At 71.3% G+C, this 15,279-nt stretch carries 11 protein-coding genes; 5 read left to right on the top strand and 6 right to left on the bottom strand.

What is annotated here, in order from left to right:
• Both WQ56_RS19135 and WQ56_RS17125 read left to right on the top strand, forming a co-directional pair.
• The coding region (locus WQ56_RS19135) for a hypothetical protein (RefSeq protein WP_047138352.1) at nucleotides 1–221 on the top strand (221 nt) is incomplete at its 5' end.
• A gap of 123 nt (nucleotides 222–344) precedes the next feature.
• Nucleotides 345–680, top strand: coding sequence for a BolA family protein (locus WQ56_RS17125; RefSeq protein WP_047136361.1), 336 nt, complete (start codon nucleotides 345–347; stop codon nucleotides 678–680).
• Nucleotides 681–786: 106 nt separating this feature from the next.
• Here WQ56_RS17125 and tkt read toward each other — a convergent pair whose 3' ends face one another.
• Both tkt and WQ56_RS17115 read right to left on the bottom strand, forming a co-directional pair.
• Nucleotides 787–2,775 (bottom strand): transketolase, encoded by a 1,989-nt coding sequence (tkt, locus tag WQ56_RS17120; protein WP_047138351.1) that lies wholly within the window; start codon nucleotides 2,773–2,775, stop codon nucleotides 787–789.
• Nucleotides 2,776–2,875: 100 nt separating this feature from the next.
• Nucleotides 2,876–4,294 carry a dicarboxylate/amino acid:cation symporter gene (locus WQ56_RS17115; RefSeq protein ID WP_197076521.1) on the bottom strand — a complete coding sequence of 473 codons (1,419 nt, stop codon included), beginning with the start codon at nucleotides 4,292–4,294 and terminating at the stop codon, nucleotides 2,876–2,878.
• Between the two features lie 80 nt (nucleotides 4,295–4,374).
• On the opposite strand from WQ56_RS17115, the gene recQ reads away from it, so the two are divergent.
• Entirely contained in the window at nucleotides 4,375–6,237 is a 1,863-nt protein-coding gene (gene recQ / locus WQ56_RS17110; RefSeq protein WP_082132507.1) for a DNA helicase RecQ, read from the top strand.
• Nucleotides 6,237–7,676, top strand: a complete 1,440-nt coding sequence (locus WQ56_RS17105; RefSeq protein WP_052773081.1) for an ATP-binding protein — start codon at nucleotides 6,237–6,239, stop codon at nucleotides 7,674–7,676. Before recQ ends, WQ56_RS17105 begins: the two co-directional genes overlap by 1 nt.
• Here WQ56_RS17105 and WQ56_RS17100 read toward each other — a convergent pair.
• Nucleotides 7,658–8,350, bottom strand: a complete 693-nt coding sequence (locus WQ56_RS17100; RefSeq protein WP_197076520.1) for a response regulator transcription factor — start codon at nucleotides 8,348–8,350, stop codon at nucleotides 7,658–7,660. The genes WQ56_RS17105 and WQ56_RS17100 overlap by 19 nt on opposite strands.
• Before the next feature lie 91 nt (nucleotides 8,351–8,441).
• On the bottom strand, nucleotides 8,442–12,875 hold the full coding sequence (locus WQ56_RS17095; RefSeq protein ID WP_052773080.1) for a DEAD/DEAH box helicase: 4,434 nt from the start codon (nucleotides 12,873–12,875) through the stop codon (nucleotides 8,442–8,444).
• Between the two features lie 250 nt (nucleotides 12,876–13,125).
• Between WQ56_RS17095 and WQ56_RS17090 the strand changes: the two genes are divergently transcribed.
• A complete protein-coding gene (locus WQ56_RS17090) occupies nucleotides 13,126–13,680 on the top strand; it encodes a hypothetical protein (protein WP_082132505.1) in 555 nt (184 codons plus the stop codon).
• 8 nt (nucleotides 13,681–13,688) lie between these two features.
• Here the strand turns inward: WQ56_RS17090 and WQ56_RS18895 are convergent, their stop codons facing one another.
• Together WQ56_RS18895 and WQ56_RS17085 are read right to left on the bottom strand one after the other, a co-directional pair.
• Nucleotides 13,689–14,363, bottom strand: a complete 675-nt coding sequence (locus tag WQ56_RS18895) for an HNH endonuclease (protein ID WP_156170503.1) — start codon at nucleotides 14,361–14,363, stop codon at nucleotides 13,689–13,691.
• Between the two features lie 487 nt (nucleotides 14,364–14,850).
• Nucleotides 14,851–15,279, bottom strand: a 429-nt coding sequence (locus tag WQ56_RS17085) for a TIGR04255 family protein (protein ID WP_047138347.1), incomplete at its 5' end; no start/stop codon positions are given.

Raw genomic sequence — 15,279 nt, 5'->3', positions numbered from 1 at the left:
CGGCGCTGGGCTGGCTCAAGTCGGCCACGGCCACCCGCGGCGGCAAGCTGCGCACCGTGTTCATGGCGCTGCGCGCGGGCCGCACCGGCGACACCGCCGCGCTGCAACGCATGGCGCTCGACGCGCCGCGGGGGCTGCAGGAACGCTTGCTGGCGCGCCTGCTCGCGCTGGCGCTGCGCAGGACCGCGGCCGATGCCGCGCCCCCCGTGCCCGGCGGCTGACCGACCCGGCGACCATTCACGAAGTCGCCGGCCGTGCGTCGCCTGACGATCGATGCGCCCAGGGATTGCAATGCCCCGCATCGCCGCCATCATGACGGAAGCCCCCGCTTCCCTGCCGATGCCATGACCACGCGAGCCGACCACCTGCGCGACGCCCTCGCCGCCCTGCAGCCCAGCCACCTGGAGGTGCACGACGAGAGCCACATGCACAGCCGCGGGCTCGAGACGCACTACAAGGCGGTGATCGTCAGCGAGGCGTTCGCGGGCAAGCGCGCGATCCAGCGCCACCAGCTGGTCTACCGCACGCTGGGCGAGCAGATGCAGCGCATCCACGCGCTGGCGCTGCACACCTTCACCCCGGACGAATGGGCCGCCGAGGCACAGGTGCCCGATTCGCCGACCTGCCGCGGCGGCAGCAAGCACGACCTGAACAAAGCGGCCACGCCCGAGGCATCCTGACGTCCACCGCCCCTGCGCAGAAAAAGTCGTTCTCCCGAGCTTCGGCGAAGAACCAGAAAAAAGGCCCGCTTGCGCGGGCCTTCGTGTATCGGGACAACTGCGGCGCTCAGAGCGCCCGGGCCGCCTCGACGATCTTCTCGACGGTGATGCCGAAGTAGGGATAGAGCTTGTCGGCCGGAGCCGAGGCGCCGAAGCGGTCGATGCCGATGACCGCGCCATCGAGCCCGACATACGCCCGCCAGAAGCCGGTGACGCCGGCCTCGATCGCGACGCGGCGCCGCACCGCATCGGGCAGCACCGATTCGCGGTAGGCCGCGTCCTGGCGTTCGAACACGTCGGTCGAGGGCATCGACACCACGCGCACGCCGTCGCCGAGCTGCGCGGCCGCGTCCATCGCCAACCCGACCTCCGAACCGGTCGCGATCAGGATCAGCGCCGGCGTGCCGGCCGACTCCTTCAGCACGTAGCCGCCGCGCGCGATGTCGGCGACCTGCGCCGCGTCGCGCGCCTGGTGCGGCAGGTTCTGGCGCGAGAACACCAGGCAGCTGGGGCCGTCGCTGCGCAGCACCGCCGACTTCCACGCGACTGCCGATTCAACCGCGTCGCACGGACGCCAGACGTCGTTGTTGGGGATGTAGCGCAGGCTCGCCAGGTGCTCGACCGGCTGGTGCGTCGGGCCGTCCTCGCCCAGGCCGATCGAATCGTGCGTGTAGACGTGGATCGCGTGTGCCGGGATCAGCGCGCTCATGCGCACCGCGTTGCGCGCGTAGTCGCTGAACACCAGGAACGTCGCGTCAAACGGCACGAAGCCGCCGTGCAGCGCCAGGCCGTTGGCGATCGCGCTCATGCCGAACTCGCGCACGCCGTAGTAGACGTAGTTCGCATCGGCGTCGGTGCTGGCCGCGGTCTTGCTGCCCTTCCACAGCGTCAGGTTCGAGTGCGCGAGGTCGGCCGAGCCGCCGACGAGCTCGGGCAGCAACGGCGCGAACGCCTCGATCGTCATCTGCGAGGCCTTGCGCGAGGCGATCGTCGGACCGTCGGCCTGCAGCCTGGCGACGAACGCGTCCGCGGCCTCGGCGAAATCGGCCGGCAGTTCACCGCGCGTGCGGCGCAGCAGCTCGGCCGCCAGGTCCGGATGCGCGGCCTCGTAGGCCTCGAAGCGGCGGTTCCAGGCGTCCTCGCGGGCCCGGCCGGCAGCGTTCGCACGCCAGGCGTCACGGATCGCCCCGGGCACCTCGAACGGGCCGTGCGACCAGCCGAGCGCGGCGCGCGTGGCGTCGGATTCGTCCTTGCCCAGCGGCGCGCCGTGCGAGGACTCCTTGCCGCCGCGGTTGGGCGAGCCGAAGCCGATCGTCGTGCGGCAGCACACCGGCACCGGCCGGTCGTCCTGCGCGACGGCCTCGCCGATCGCGCGCGAGATCGACTCGGCGTCGTGGCCGTCGACGTCGCGGATCACGCGCCAGCCGTAGGCCTCGAAGCGCGCCGGGGTGTCGTCGGTGAACCAGCCGGCGGTGTTGCCGTCGATCGAGATGCGGTTGTCGTCCCAGAACGCGACCAGCTTGCCCAGGCCGAGCGTGCCGGCCAGCGACGCGGCCTCGTGCGAGATGCCTTCCATCAGGCAGCCGTCGCCCAGGAACACCCAGGTGCGGTGGTCGACGACGTCGAAGCCCTCGCGGTTGAACTGCTGGGCGAGCAGCCGCTCGGCGAGCGCGAAGCCGACCGCGTTGGCGAAGCCCTGCCCCAGCGGCCCGGTGGTCGTCTCCACGCCCGGCGTCTCGTAGCGCTCCGGATGCCCGGCCGTGCGGCTGTGCAACTGGCGGAAGTTCTTCAGTTCCTCGATCGGCAGGTCGTAGCCCGACAGGTGCAGCAGCGCGTACTGCAGCATCGAGCCGTGGCCGTTGGACAGCACGAAGCGGTCGCGGTCGATCCAGCCCGGATTGCCCGGGTTGTGGCTGAGGTGGTCGTTCCACAGCACCTCGGCGATGTCCGCCATGCCCATCGGCATGCCGGGGTGGCCCGACTTGGCGGCATCGACCGCGTCGATGGCGAGGAAGCGGATGGCGTTGGCGAGTTCGCGACGGGTCGGCGTGGTCATGGGCTCGGGAGCGGCGGACGGAAGCGGCCATTGTCCCACGCCAGCCGCCCCGTTGCCGGCCGGCGTGCCCGGGGCGTGCGCAGGATCCCGCGCGCGCCGCTCAGCCCGGCCGCTGCGGCGCCTCGTCGTCGCCGCGCACGTGATGCACGTGCAGCAGCCCGTCGCCGCCGGCCTCGAGGTCGTCGTGGCTGTGTTCGGCCTCGCTGCGCCCGATCACGACCGAGGCCACCATGTCGCCGCCGATGTTGACCGTGGTCCGGCACATGTCCAGGAACCGGTCCACGCCCAGGATCAGCGCAATGCCCTCGGCCGGGATGCCGAAGGTCACCAGGATCGTCGCGATCACCGGCAGCGAGCCGCCCGGTACGCTGGCCGCACCGATGCCGCCCATGATGCACATCACCACGATCATCAGCTGCTGGACCAGCGTCAGCTCCACGCCGAACAGCTGCGCCAGGAACAGCACCGTCACGCCCTCGTAGAGCGCGGTGCCGTTCGCGTTGACGGTCGCGCCGAGCGTGCACACGAAGCGCGCTACCCGCCGCGGCACGCCGAGGTTCTCCTCGGCGGTCTTGAGCGAGGTCGGCAGCGTCGCCGCGCTCGAGGACGTCGAGAACGCGGTCAGCAGCGCCGGCTGCGCACCGCGGAGCACCCCCAGCGGCGAGCGCCGGGCCAGCAGCGCGATCAGCAGGCCGTACACGCCGAAGAAGTGCAGGCCGAGCGCCAGGGCGGCGGTCAGCACGAACCACCCCAGCTGCACCATCAGTCCCAGCCCCATCCGCGCGGTCAGCGTGAACAGCAGCGCGGCGACGGCGTACGGCGCCAGGCGGATCACCCAGTCGATCAGCTTCAGGCTGATGTCGTAGACGCCCTGCACCGCCGGGACGAAGCTGCGCGTGCCCGGCGAATCGACCACGGCGGCGGCAATGCCGAACAGCAGCGCGAAACACATCACCGCGATCAGGTCGGTGTTCGCGGCGGCCGCGACCGGGTTGCGCGGCACCATGTTGAGCAGCATCTCGATCAGGCCGATCGGCTTGTGCTCGCCCGAGACGATGCCGGCGGCCGAGGAGTCGGACAGCGCCGCGTCGAGCAGCGCGCGGTCGATGCCGGTGCCCGGCTGCAGCAGGTGGGTCATCGCCAGACCGATCAGCACCGCGATGCACGTGGTGCCGAACACCCAGGCCAGGGTCTTGCCGCCGAGTCGGCCAAGCGCGCGCGGATCGCCGATCTCGACCACGCCCAGGATCAGCGCCGAGAACACCAGCGGCACCACCAGCATGAACAGCAGCCGCAGGAACAGCTGGCCGACCGGCTCGGTGAGATTGCGGATCAGGCCCTCGACCCAGGGCTGGAACGCCGGCACGAGCTGGCCGTCGCCGCCGGGGACCAGCCACAGCCCGCTCGCGACCGCGTGTTCCCCGAGCAGGTTGATCGACAGACCGGCGATGGCGCCGACCGCGAACCCGATCAGCATCTTGGTGTGCAGCGCCATGCCGCGCCCGCCCGATGTGGTCATCCGCCCGTCCCGTGCAAAGCGGGGGAGCTTAGCAAAGCCCGCGCCGGCGTCCCCGGCCGCGCAGCCGGTATCCTAGGCGGATGTCCCCGCTTCCCGATTCCGGCGCGTCCCCCTCGCGCACGCCGGCCCCAGACGCGCTCGGCGTGTTGCAGCGCGTGTTCGGCCATGCCGCGTTCCGCGGCGAGCAGGCCGCGATCGTCGAGCACGTCGCCGCCGGCCACGACGCCCTGGTGCTGATGCCCACCGGCGGCGGCAAGTCGATGTGCTACCAGGTGCCGGCGCTGCTGCGCGACGGCGTGGCGATCGTCGTCTCGCCGCTGATCGCGCTGATGCAGGACCAGGTCGACGCGCTGCTGCAGTCGGGCGTGCGCGCGGCCTATCTCAACTCCACGCTCGACGGCGAGACCGCGCAGCGGGTCGAGCGCGAACTGCTGGCCGGCGAGCTGGACCTGCTCTACGTCGCGCCCGAGCGGCTGCTGACCCCGCGCTTCCTGTCGCTGCTCGACCGCGCCCCGCTGGCGCTGTTCGCGATCGACGAGGCGCACTGCGTATCGCAGTGGGGCCACGACTTCCGACGCGAGTACCGCGAACTGACGATCCTGCACGAGCGCTGGCCGCAGGTGCCGCGGATCGCGCTGACCGCGACCGCCGACCCGCCGACCCAGCGCGAGATCGCCGAGCGGCTGCAGCTCGAGGACGCGCGGCGGTTCGTCAGCTCGTTCGACCGCCCCAACATCCGCTACACCGTCGTCCAGAAGGACAACGCCAAGCGCCAGCTGCTCGACTTCCTGCAGGCCCACCGCGGCCAGGCGGGCATCGTGTACTGCCTGTCGCGGCGCAAGGTCGAGGAGACCGCCGAGTACCTGGCCGGCCAGGGCATCGACGCAGTGCCCTACCACGCGGGCATGGACGCCTCGCTGCGCGCGGCCAACCAGCGCCGTTTCCTGCGCAGCGAGGGCGTCGTGGTCGTGGCGACGATCGCCTTCGGCATGGGCATCGACAAGCCGGACGTGCGCTTCGTCGCGCACACCGACCTGCCCAAGTCGATCGAGGGCTATTACCAGGAGACCGGCCGCGCCGGGCGCGACGGCGAGCCTGCCGAGGCCTGGATGTGCTACGGCCTGGGCGACCTGGTGCTGCTGCGGCAGATGATCGAGCAGTCCGACGCCGGCGACGAGCGCAAGCGCCTGGAGCACCGCAAGCTCGACGCGCTGGTCGGCTACTGCGAGACCATGCGCTGCCGCCGCCAGGTGCTGCTGGCGAACTTCGGAGAGGACTACGCCGGCAGCGGCGAGGGCCGGGCCTGCGGCAACTGCGACAACTGCCTCGACCCGCCGGCGGCCTGGGACGCGACGGTCGCCGCGCAGAAGGCGCTGAGCTGCGTGTACCGCAGCGGCCAGCGCTTCGGCGCCGCGCACATCGTCGACATCCTGCGCGGCAGCGACAACGAACGCATCCGCCAGTTCGGCCACGCCCAGCTGAGCACCTACGGCGTGGGCAGCGACCTCGACGCGCGCGCCTGGAAGACAGTCCTGCGCCAGCTCGTCGCGCACGGCCTGCTCGAGGTCGATGCCGAGGGCTACGGCGGCCTGCGCCTGACCGAGGCCAGCCGCGCGGTGCTCAAGGGCACGGAGCGGGTGATGCTGCGCAAGCCCACGGCCGCCCGCGAGCGCGGCCGCACCGCGCGCGCGGTGGCCACGGCCGACATCGAACTGGCGCCCGCCGACCGGCCGCTGTACGAGGCGCTGCGCGCGCTGCGCGCGACGCTGGCGCGCGAGCAGAACGTGCCGGCCTACGTGATCTTCCACGACGCGACGCTGCGCGAGATCGCGCGCCAGCGGCCGCTGACGCTCGGCCAGCTCGGCGGCATCGGCGGCGTCGGTGCCGGCAAGCTCGAGCGCTACGGCGACGCGGTGCTCGAGACCGTGCACGAGGCCGGCTGATGCGTCGCGCGCCGGACGACGCCGGGAACGCGGCCACCGCCGGCCCGGCGCCGTCGGCGTCTCGGCGCCGCTGGCTCGACGTGCCGGCGATCGCCGATCCGGTCGACCGGCGCAACGCGCCGATGCTGCAGGTCGTGCTCGCGCTGCTGGGCGTGGCGCCGCCGTTGCTGTGGCTCTATCGCGCGCTCGTCAGCGATCTCGCCTGGCGACCCGGCGAGACCGCATCGCTGCTGACGAGCCTGGCGATCAGCGCGATCGCGCTGTGGTCGCTGGCGCTGATCCGACGTGGCCGCTTCCAGTGGGCGATCCGCCAGCTGATGGTGGTCGTCGCGCTGCTGATGATCGCCGCCTATGCCGGCGCCGGCCTGATGGCGCAGACGTTCGAGCAGCCGATCCAGGTGATGTGGATGTTCGTGGCCGGCATGGTGATCGGCCGCCGCGCGCTGTGGGCGATGTACGGCGCGCTGCTGGTGGCGATGACGCTCGGCGCGCTGACCGATTCGCGCCTGACCGGCGAGGCCCTGGGCCCGTCGCTCGCGGACGTCGGCGTGCGGGCGGTGATGTTCCTGCTGATCGCGGTCGTCATCGACGGGATCGCCGCGGCGCTGCGCGGCAGCCTCGACGAGGCGAACCGGCACGCGCGCGCGCTGGCCGACGCCAATGCCCGGCTGTCGGACGAGATCGCCGCGCGCGAGCGCGCGCAGGCGCAACTGCTGCACGCCCAGCGCGTGGAGGCGATCGGCCGCATGGCCAGCGGCGTGGCGCACGACTTCAACCACCTGCTGGCACTGATGCTGGGCTACGTCGAGCGCGGCCGGCGCGCGGCCGACCCGCACGAGCTCGCCGCCGCCTTCGCCGGGCTGGACGTCGCGGTGCAGCGCGCCACCGCGATCACCCACAAACTGCTGCATTTCGCGCGCGACGACGGGCGCCGGATCGAGCGCTTCGACGCGGTTGCCGCGGCCCGCGACGCCGTCCCGATGCTGCGGCAGACGCTGGGGCCGCGCATCGCGTTCGACCTCGACCTGGCCCAGGCGCCCTGCCCGATCGTGTTCGATCGCGCGCAGTTCGCGCTGGCGTTGCTCAACCTGGCCGCCAACGCCGCGCAGGCGATGCCCGACGGCGGTCGCTTCGGCCTGCGGATCGCGGGCGAGGACGACGCAGGGGACGGCATGGTCGGGATCGAGGTCTCCGATACCGGCCACGGCATCGCGCCCGAGTTGCAGGCGCGCATCTTCGAGCCGTTCTTCACCACCCGGCCTGCCGGCCAGGGCACCGGCTTGGGCCTGGCGGTCGTCGCCGACCTCGTCGCCGATGCCGGCGGCACGCTGGCGGTCGACAGCGCCCCGGGCGCGGGCGCGCGGTTCCGGCTGCGCCTGCCCAGGGCCGAGACTGCGCCGGTCGGCGACCGCGTCGCGGGCTACCAGGTCAGCACGTAGCCCACGCCGCGGACCGAGCGCAGCGGCAGCGCGATGCCGGTGCTGTCCTGGCACTTGCGCCGCAGCCGGTAGACCAGCATCTCCAGCCGGTGCGGATCGAATTCGTGCACGTCGTCGGCGAGACCTGCGATCAGGTCTTCGCGCCGCACCGGCTGGCCCGGCGAACCGGCGAGCCGGCGCATGACCTGCTGCTCGGCGAGCGTGAGCTCGACCGCGCGGCCGTCGGGCAGCAGGATGTTCCAGCCGCGCTCGTCGAGGCGCCAGCCCTCCGCGTCGTCCTGGCCGTCGCCGCCGTCGGCGGTCGCCACGCGGCGCGAGAGGTTGCGCAGGGTCGCGATCAGCGCGCTCGCCTCGACCGGCTTGGTCAGGTAGGCGTCGACACCGGCCTCCAGGCCGCGCAGCCGGTCGCCGTTCGACACGTAGCCGGTCAGCATGACCAGGCCGATCGTCGGCGCGGCCTCGCGCAGGTGCCGGGCGATCGCGAAGCCGTCCTCGTCGGGCAGGCCGACGTCGAGCAGCACCACGTCGTAGCGGCTCGCCACCAGATCCCGGTACAGCGCCAGCGCGCCCGGCATGCCGGTCGCCTCGAACCCCGCCGCGCGCAGCAGCGGCACCAGGATCTCGTCGCGCAGTTCGGCGTCGTCCTCGACCACCGCGACCCTGACACGCTCCACCGCCACCCCGTTCACGCCATCGGTCCCCATTTCGAAGCGGGCGCCTCTCCCCGCGGGTCTAGCCGCGAACGATAGCAAACCTTGACGGCGGTCAGATTTCCCGGCGCGCGCCCTGGCCCCCGACGCCGCACGCCGGGCCTGGCCCGAGGCGCGGGCGCTGCAGCAGCGCGCGCGCCGCGGCCGCGTCGGACGGGTCGAGCGCATCGTCGACCGTGCAGCGCTCGGCGATGCGGGTCGCGACCACGCGGCCGTCGCGCAGCACCAGCCGGGCGCCGGGCTGGCGCGGCACCCGCTCGCCCGGCAGCAGCGTGCCGGCGAGGTTCAGCGGATCGGAAGCGCCGACGCAGAGCAGTTCGCCATCGGCCGGCCGCGCACGGACCGCGCGCAGCAGGCCCACGGCCTCGGGCAGCGCGTACTGCTCGCCCGACAGCCCGGCCACGAAGCGCCCGCCACGGATCTCGCCGCGCGCCTCGAGCCGGCGGTAGACCCGCACCAGCTCGCGCCATGGCGGCAGCCAGTCGGGCTCGCGTTCGAGGATCCGCCAGCAGACCACGCCGTAGCGCCGCAGCAGCACGCGCGCGACGTGCTCCAGGTCCTCGGCGCCGGGTGCGTCGTCGCCGCGCCGCGGCTGGCTCCAGCGCCCGGCGTCGGCGATGCCGACCAGCGGCATCCGGCGCCGCCGCCCGCTGGTCGAGGGCCGGCGCGACGGCGGCACCAGCAGCGCGCGCAGCCCCGCGAAGCTGTCGCAGTGCGCCCGCCCGGCGGCGACGAGCTCCGACAAGCCCTCCTCCAGTTCGGTCTGCAGCAGGCGCGTGTGTGCCTGCAGATCGTCGAAGAACGAAGCGCCGTGCCGCGCGAGCGCCTCGTCGACGCGGCGCGCACGCGAGGACAGCGCCGCGGCTTCACCCGGCGCGGGCGCCAGGCGCATCCAGCGCGCGGCGTCCTGCCGCGGCAGCAGCGCGACCGGGGTCTGCCGCAACTGGCCGCCACCGCTACCGCCTTCGCCGGCACGCGGGCGCAAGCGCAGCCATGCGACCCGCCCGCTGGTGCACGCCGCATCGAGCCAGCCGGGCGAGAAGTCCGCCAGGCGTGCCGGCAGCAGATCGGACTCCCAGGTGCCCGCCGGCGCTTCGTAGCCCTCGAGCTGTGCCAGCACGCCCGCCAGCGCCTCGGCACCGTGCACGCGGCCCGTCTTCGACACGCGCTGCCAGTCGCACAGGAACCGCACGTAGTCGGCGACCGGCACCGGCTCGATCTCGCGACGCAGACGACCCAGCGTCTCGCGATGGATACGGGCCAGCAGCCCGCGCTCGCACCATTCGACCGGCCCCGCGGCCTCCCCGGAGAACCGCCCCTGCATCGCGGTGCCCTCGTGCTCGAGCGCGTGCAGCGCCGGCAGCACCGCCGATGCCGCCAGGCCGAGCGGCGCGGCCAGCGCCTCGGCCGTCACCGGCCCGAGCCCGCCCAGGCGGGCGCGGACCAGTTCCAGCAGTGCGTCCTCGCGCGTCCACGCCGCCGCGTACTCGGCCGGCACCACGACTTCCGGCCGGGCCGCGGCGCCGGGGTGCAGCGCGCGCAGCTGCGGCAGCCGCTCGACCGCGACCCAGACCGCGGCCCCGTCGCCGACCGGCAGGCGCGTCGCGCGCGCATCGTCGGCCAGCGCAGCGAGCAGCGCGGGCCACGGCGCTGACGCCGCCGCCTCGTCGTCGGCGATGGCACCGAGCATCATCAGCGCGTCGTGCATCTCGTCGGGCGTCTCGGCCTCCGGCCACGCCTCATCGCGCACCCGCGCGATCGCCTCGGGATCGAGCCGGCCCAGGTCGTCCGCCGCGGCCGGCTCGCCCCAGCGGCGCTGCTGCACCGCCTGGGTCCGCCGCTCCTCGAGCGGCGCGTCGTCGAGGAAGGCGTAGGGCCGCGCATTGATCGCCTCGGCGGCCAGCGGCGACGGCGCGGTCAGCTCGCGCGCGAGCACCTCGATCCGGCCCGCCTCGACGCCGCGCAGCACCGCCAGCCAGCCCGACGCGTCCATCGCGACCTCCAGGCAGTCGTACAGCGTCTGCGCGACCAGCGGGTGCTCGGGGATCTCGCGCTCGCCGACGATGTTCTCCAGGCACGCGACCTGGTCGGGGAACACCGCCGCGAGCAGGTCCTCGCTCTTCATCCGCTGCAGCTGCGGCGCGACCTTGCGCCCGCCGGCAAAGCGCGGCAGCGCGAGCGCGGTGGTCGCGTTCCAGCGCCAGCGCACGCCGAACAGCGGCGCGTCGAGCAGCGCCTGCACCAGCACCTCGCGTGCGCTCGCCGCGCGCAGGTAGTCCATGACCTCGGCCAGCGGGAAGCTGTGGCTGGTCGAGAGCGACAGCACGATCGCGTCCTCGGTCGCCGCGGCCTGCAGCTCGAAGTTGAACTTGCGGCAGAATCGCTTGCGCAGCGCCAGGCCCCAGGCGCGGTTGATGCGGCTGCCGAACGGCGTGTGCAGCACCAGCTGGGTCCCGCCGGTGGCGTCGAAGAAGCGTTCGAGCACCAGGCGCGACTGCGTCGGCAGCCCGCCGAGGGCATCGCGCGCGCGCGCCAGATAGTCGACCAGTTGCGTGGCCGCCTCCGCCGACACCCCGGCCTCGTCCTGCAGCCAGGCGCGAGCCCGCGGATGCTCCGATCCCGCGCCCGGCGCATCGAGCAGCGCCTCGACCTGCGCGCGCAGCCGCGACACGCCCGCCGACAGCGCATCCGTGCGCCCGGGCGCCTCGCCGATCCAGAACGGGATGTTCGGCGGCAGGCCCTGCGCATCCTCCACGCGCAGCCGTCCCGCTTCCACCCGCAGGATCCGGTAGCTGGCATTGCCCAGCTGGAACACGTCGCCAGTCAGGCTCTCGACCGCGAAATCCTCGTTGACGGTGCCGATCGACTGCGACTCAGGTTCGAGCAGCACCGTGTAGTCGCCGGTGTCGGGAATCGTGCCGCCCGACATCGTCGCGACCATGCGTGCGCCCTTGCGCCCGCGCAGCCGGCGATGCACCGCGTCGCGATGCACGTGGCCGGCGCGCGGTCCGTGGCGCCCGACGAAGCCCTCGGCGAGCATGCGCACGACTGCGTCGAAGTCCGCGCGCGCCAGCGCGCGGTACGGCCACGCCCGGCGCACCAGCGCGAACAGCGCGTCCTCGTCCCAGTCCTGCATCGCGGTCTCGGCGACGATCTGCTGCGCCAGCACGTCGAGCGGGGCCGGCGGGATGCGCAGCGTGTCGAGCTCGCCGCGGCGCACGCAGTCGAGCAGCGCCGCGCACTCGACCAGTTCGTCGCGCGTGGTCGCCAGCAGCCGCGCCTTCGGCACCCCACCAACCTGGTGGCGCGAGCGGCCCGCCCGCTGCAGGAACGCCGCGATCGAGCGTGGCGAACCGATCTGACACACCAGGTCGACGTCGCCGATGTCGATGCCCAGCTCCAGCGAGGCGGTCGCCACCAGCACCGTCAGCTCGCCGCGCTTGAGTCGCTGCTCGGCGTCGAGCCTGGCCTCGCGCGCCAGGCTGCCGTGGTGCGCGGCCACGCGCTCGCGCCCCAGCAGTTCGCCGAGATGGCGCGCCGCCCGCTCGGCCATGCGCCGCGTGTTGACGAACACCAGCGTGGTCCGATGCGCCTGGGCCAGGTCGGCGATGCGCCGGTAGAGCTGCATTGCCTGGTCGTTGGACAGCACCGCCGACAGCGGCGTGGGCGGCAACTCGAGCGCCAGGTCGCGCGGCCGGTCCAGCCCGACCTCGACGATGGTGCAGTCGCCGTTTTCCGTGTCCGCCGTACCGGCAGTGCCCGCGCGCTCCCCGGCGTTCGAGGAAGCACTGGCGTGCGCGCGCACAGCCGGTGCCGTCTCTTCGCCGCGCTCGCCGACCAGGAACCGGGCGACCGTGCCGATCGGCTTCTGCGTCGCCGACAGCCCGACGCGCTGCAGCCGCCGGCCGCACAGCGCCTGCAGCCGTTCCAGCGTCAACGTCAGATGGCTGCCGCGCTTGTCGCCGGCGACCGCGTGGATCTCATCGACGATCACGCTGCGCACGTCCCCGAGCATCGCCCGCCCCGAGGCCGAGCCCAGCAGCACGTACAGCGACTCGGGCGTGGTCACCAGGATGTGCGGCGGCCGGCGACGCATCCGCGCGCGCTCGGCCTGCGGCGTGTCGCCGGTGCGCACCGCCGTGCGGATCCCGACGTCCGGCAGCCCCATCGCCGCCAGCGCCGCAGCGATGCCGGCCAGCGGCGCCTGCAGGTTGATACGCACGTCGTTCGACAGCGCCTTGAGCGGCGACACGTAGACCACCCGCGTCGCGTCCGGCAACGCACCGCCGGCCTCGAGCCCCTCGCGGACGAGTCCGTCGATCGCGACCAGGAACGCGGTCAGCGTCTTGCCCGAGCCGGTCGGCGCCGACACCAGCACGTCGCGCCCAGCCGCGATCGCCGGCCACGCCGCGACCTGCGCCGGCGTCGGCGCCGCGAACGTGTCGCCGAACCACTGCGCGACGGCGGGATGGAGGGTGTCGAGGGGCATGGCACGCATCGTCGCGAGGACGACCGGACGAACGGGTCGAGGACCGCAGGAAGCCCACGATATGCGACCGCTTCGCGCTTGCTTCAACGGGCGCGCAGTACCTGTTCAGCCAGGGCCGGAGACGCGCCGAACGCTCCCGTGTCTCGGTCTGCTCATCGAGTCCCGCGCACTGCGCAAGTGATCGCCCGCTGGATGTTGTCGCTCCGGGTTTCCCAATCGGGGTGATCGCCGTCGCTTTCGTGCCGCGCCAATGCCTGCCTTGCTGGAGCGCGCAGGCCGCAAGGCGCGGACCGAATGCTCGATCGCGCCATACCTGCCGATCGTGATGGAGTTGGGCTACCTGTGCCGCCTGCGCGGCATCGAGACGCTGACGCTCACCGAGGCCCAGGCCGACGACGTCGGCATCCGCACACAGCGCCGCAAGGGCAGCCGCGACAACGTGGTCCGCTGGAACCCGCGACTGCGCGCCGCATGGGACGCAGCAACCGCCTACCGGTGCGGCATCATCGAACGCACGACGCACATCACGCCGCTGCGGGCGGAAGACCGCTTGGTGATCCTCGCCGGGCACGGCGAGCCGCTCACAAAGTCGGGGCTGGACACCGCCTGGCAACGTTTCATCAAGCTGGCGACCGAGGAAAAGGTCATCACCGCAGACCAGCGCTTCGGCCTGCACGACCTCAAGCGCAAGGGCGGCTCCGACACGCCCGGCACGTTCGCCGAGAAGCAGCAGGCGCTCGGGCTCACCGAGCAGATGATGAAGACCTACGACAAGTCGGTGCCGGAGGTGGCGCCATCAGCCTGAAGTATCGGTCAGCTAGCTACCGTCACTCCAAGCACGGTGTTTCGAACAGGCGGAAGAGGAGCCGATCCATTCTGCCTCGATAGGTCCAACCTGAGTTCCTGCAGCTCAGCCTCAATATCGTTTAGCGCTTCGGAAACCGCCGTATTCGGCCCCGATCGCCGCAGCGCGTCTTCGAATTTAGTCCGCTCCGAGAGCAAGGTCGCAATCTGAGACTCGATGAGACTCATAATTCGAAGCGTACTCCGTCGATACGCCACATTCTCCGGAGAGTTCAGCTCTAGGAGTTCTTCCATATGTAAGCCGCTATCAGACAGAGCCTTGATCTCTCCGCTAGCGGCTTCAAATTTGAGATGGCGAGACATGACGTCATCGCAAGGGTTCACAAACATCGGTTCTGCAGGCGTAGCAGGCCAATAGTTTCCCTTGCGCGAGTTGCAGCCCGCACAACAGTAGTAGAGATTGCTGTACTCGTTGAGCAGCGCGGCAAATCGGCTGTCTGCCTTAGGCCGGAAGTGGTCGACCCCGAAGTTCAGATTAGGCGCAGAAGAGTCCGGCTGGCGGCAGTAAACGCACGTCCGCTGAAACTCTCGACGCACAAACTTCTTGTACGTCTGATAGCGCTTGAATTTTTTGGGTTTGTAAGAGCGAACATGTCGCTCCTGCGGGTAGCGAAAGACCTTCACTTAACAGACTTGAGCAACTCTGCGCGTGCTGCGGAATTCGCACGACTTCGCGCAACAATACTTGCCGAGTTCTCAAGCGCGTTGAGCTGACCCTCGGTAACTCGCGGGGACTCCCGCGCAAGTTTCTGCTCGACCATTTCTATCCGTCGAAGAACCTCGGACGAAGGCTTAGGACTGTTTCGAACCATTCGAAGAAGGGCTATGCGGCGGTTGCCGAGATGCTCCGCTGAACTGGCAGACAGCCTTCCAGCACTGACTGGCTTAGCCTTTTCCCCTATGGCCATGACCATGGGAGTGAATTCAGGAGCGCCGCTAGAACTGTCTCGGACCACAAGTGCTGATCCCATGAAATTATCGGACCGAGCAGGGCTGCCATCACCGATAAATCCGCTATACAAAAACGGCTTCCACGCTTTCGGCGCTCGACGTTCCTGTGCCGGCGTCACCCATGCGGTAACGGGGCTCATGTCCATGCTGTCCATAGCACTCACTTGGTTGCGGAGAGCTGTTCGCGGGCCTTGGGACCAAGGCACCAATCGAAAAGATTAAAGGCTTGCGCGTGAATATCATCGAGCGCCGCGGCAGTGTCTTGTACGGCTACTTCATTCCGATACACGTCAAAATCGAACACATATGTCATGTACTGGTTCTCGGCGCCGGATTGGTCCTCATTGAACCGAAGGCCGTGCTGCAGCAAGCAGCCGCCCCCATCAACAGCCGACGCAATGCGACCACTGTAGTCAGAAACCACTGCAAATGCGTCCGACTGTAGTGGCCCGACAAGGGCGTCGTTTACCCACCCCTCCGCCGGATCGCCATGCACGTCGATCGCGTTGATATATCGGAGGCCGACTCTCGTCCACACGTCAGACTCGATGATCTCCTCGACTGCCGAGACCAATTGCAATACACGGCG

This window comes from Luteimonas sp. FCS-9, assembly GCF_001014645.1.
Taxonomy (GTDB): Bacteria; Pseudomonadota; Gammaproteobacteria; order Xanthomonadales; family Xanthomonadaceae; genus Luteimonas.
Note: the sequence above shows the minus strand (reverse complement) of the source record. Positions and strands in the feature narration are given on the sequence as shown.

Coding starts and splice junctions, on each gene's coding strand:
- WQ56_RS17125 (WP_047136361.1), top strand. CDS start 345: ATGACCACGCGAGCCGACCACCTGCGCGACGCCCTCGCCGCCCTGCAG.
- tkt (WP_047138351.1), bottom strand. CDS start 2,775: ATGACCACGCCGACCCGTCGCGAACTCGCCAACGCCATCCGCTTCCTC.
- WQ56_RS17115 (WP_197076521.1), bottom strand. CDS start 4,294: ATGACCACATCGGGCGGGCGCGGCATGGCGCTGCACACCAAGATGCTG.
- recQ (WP_082132507.1), top strand. CDS start 4,375: ATGTCCCCGCTTCCCGATTCCGGCGCGTCCCCCTCGCGCACGCCGGCC.
- WQ56_RS17105 (WP_052773081.1), top strand. CDS start 6,237: ATGCGTCGCGCGCCGGACGACGCCGGGAACGCGGCCACCGCCGGCCCG.
- WQ56_RS17095 (WP_052773080.1), bottom strand. CDS start 12,875: ATGCCCCTCGACACCCTCCATCCCGCCGTCGCGCAGTGGTTCGGCGAC.
- WQ56_RS17090 (WP_082132505.1), top strand. CDS start 13,126: ATGCCTGCCTTGCTGGAGCGCGCAGGCCGCAAGGCGCGGACCGAATGC.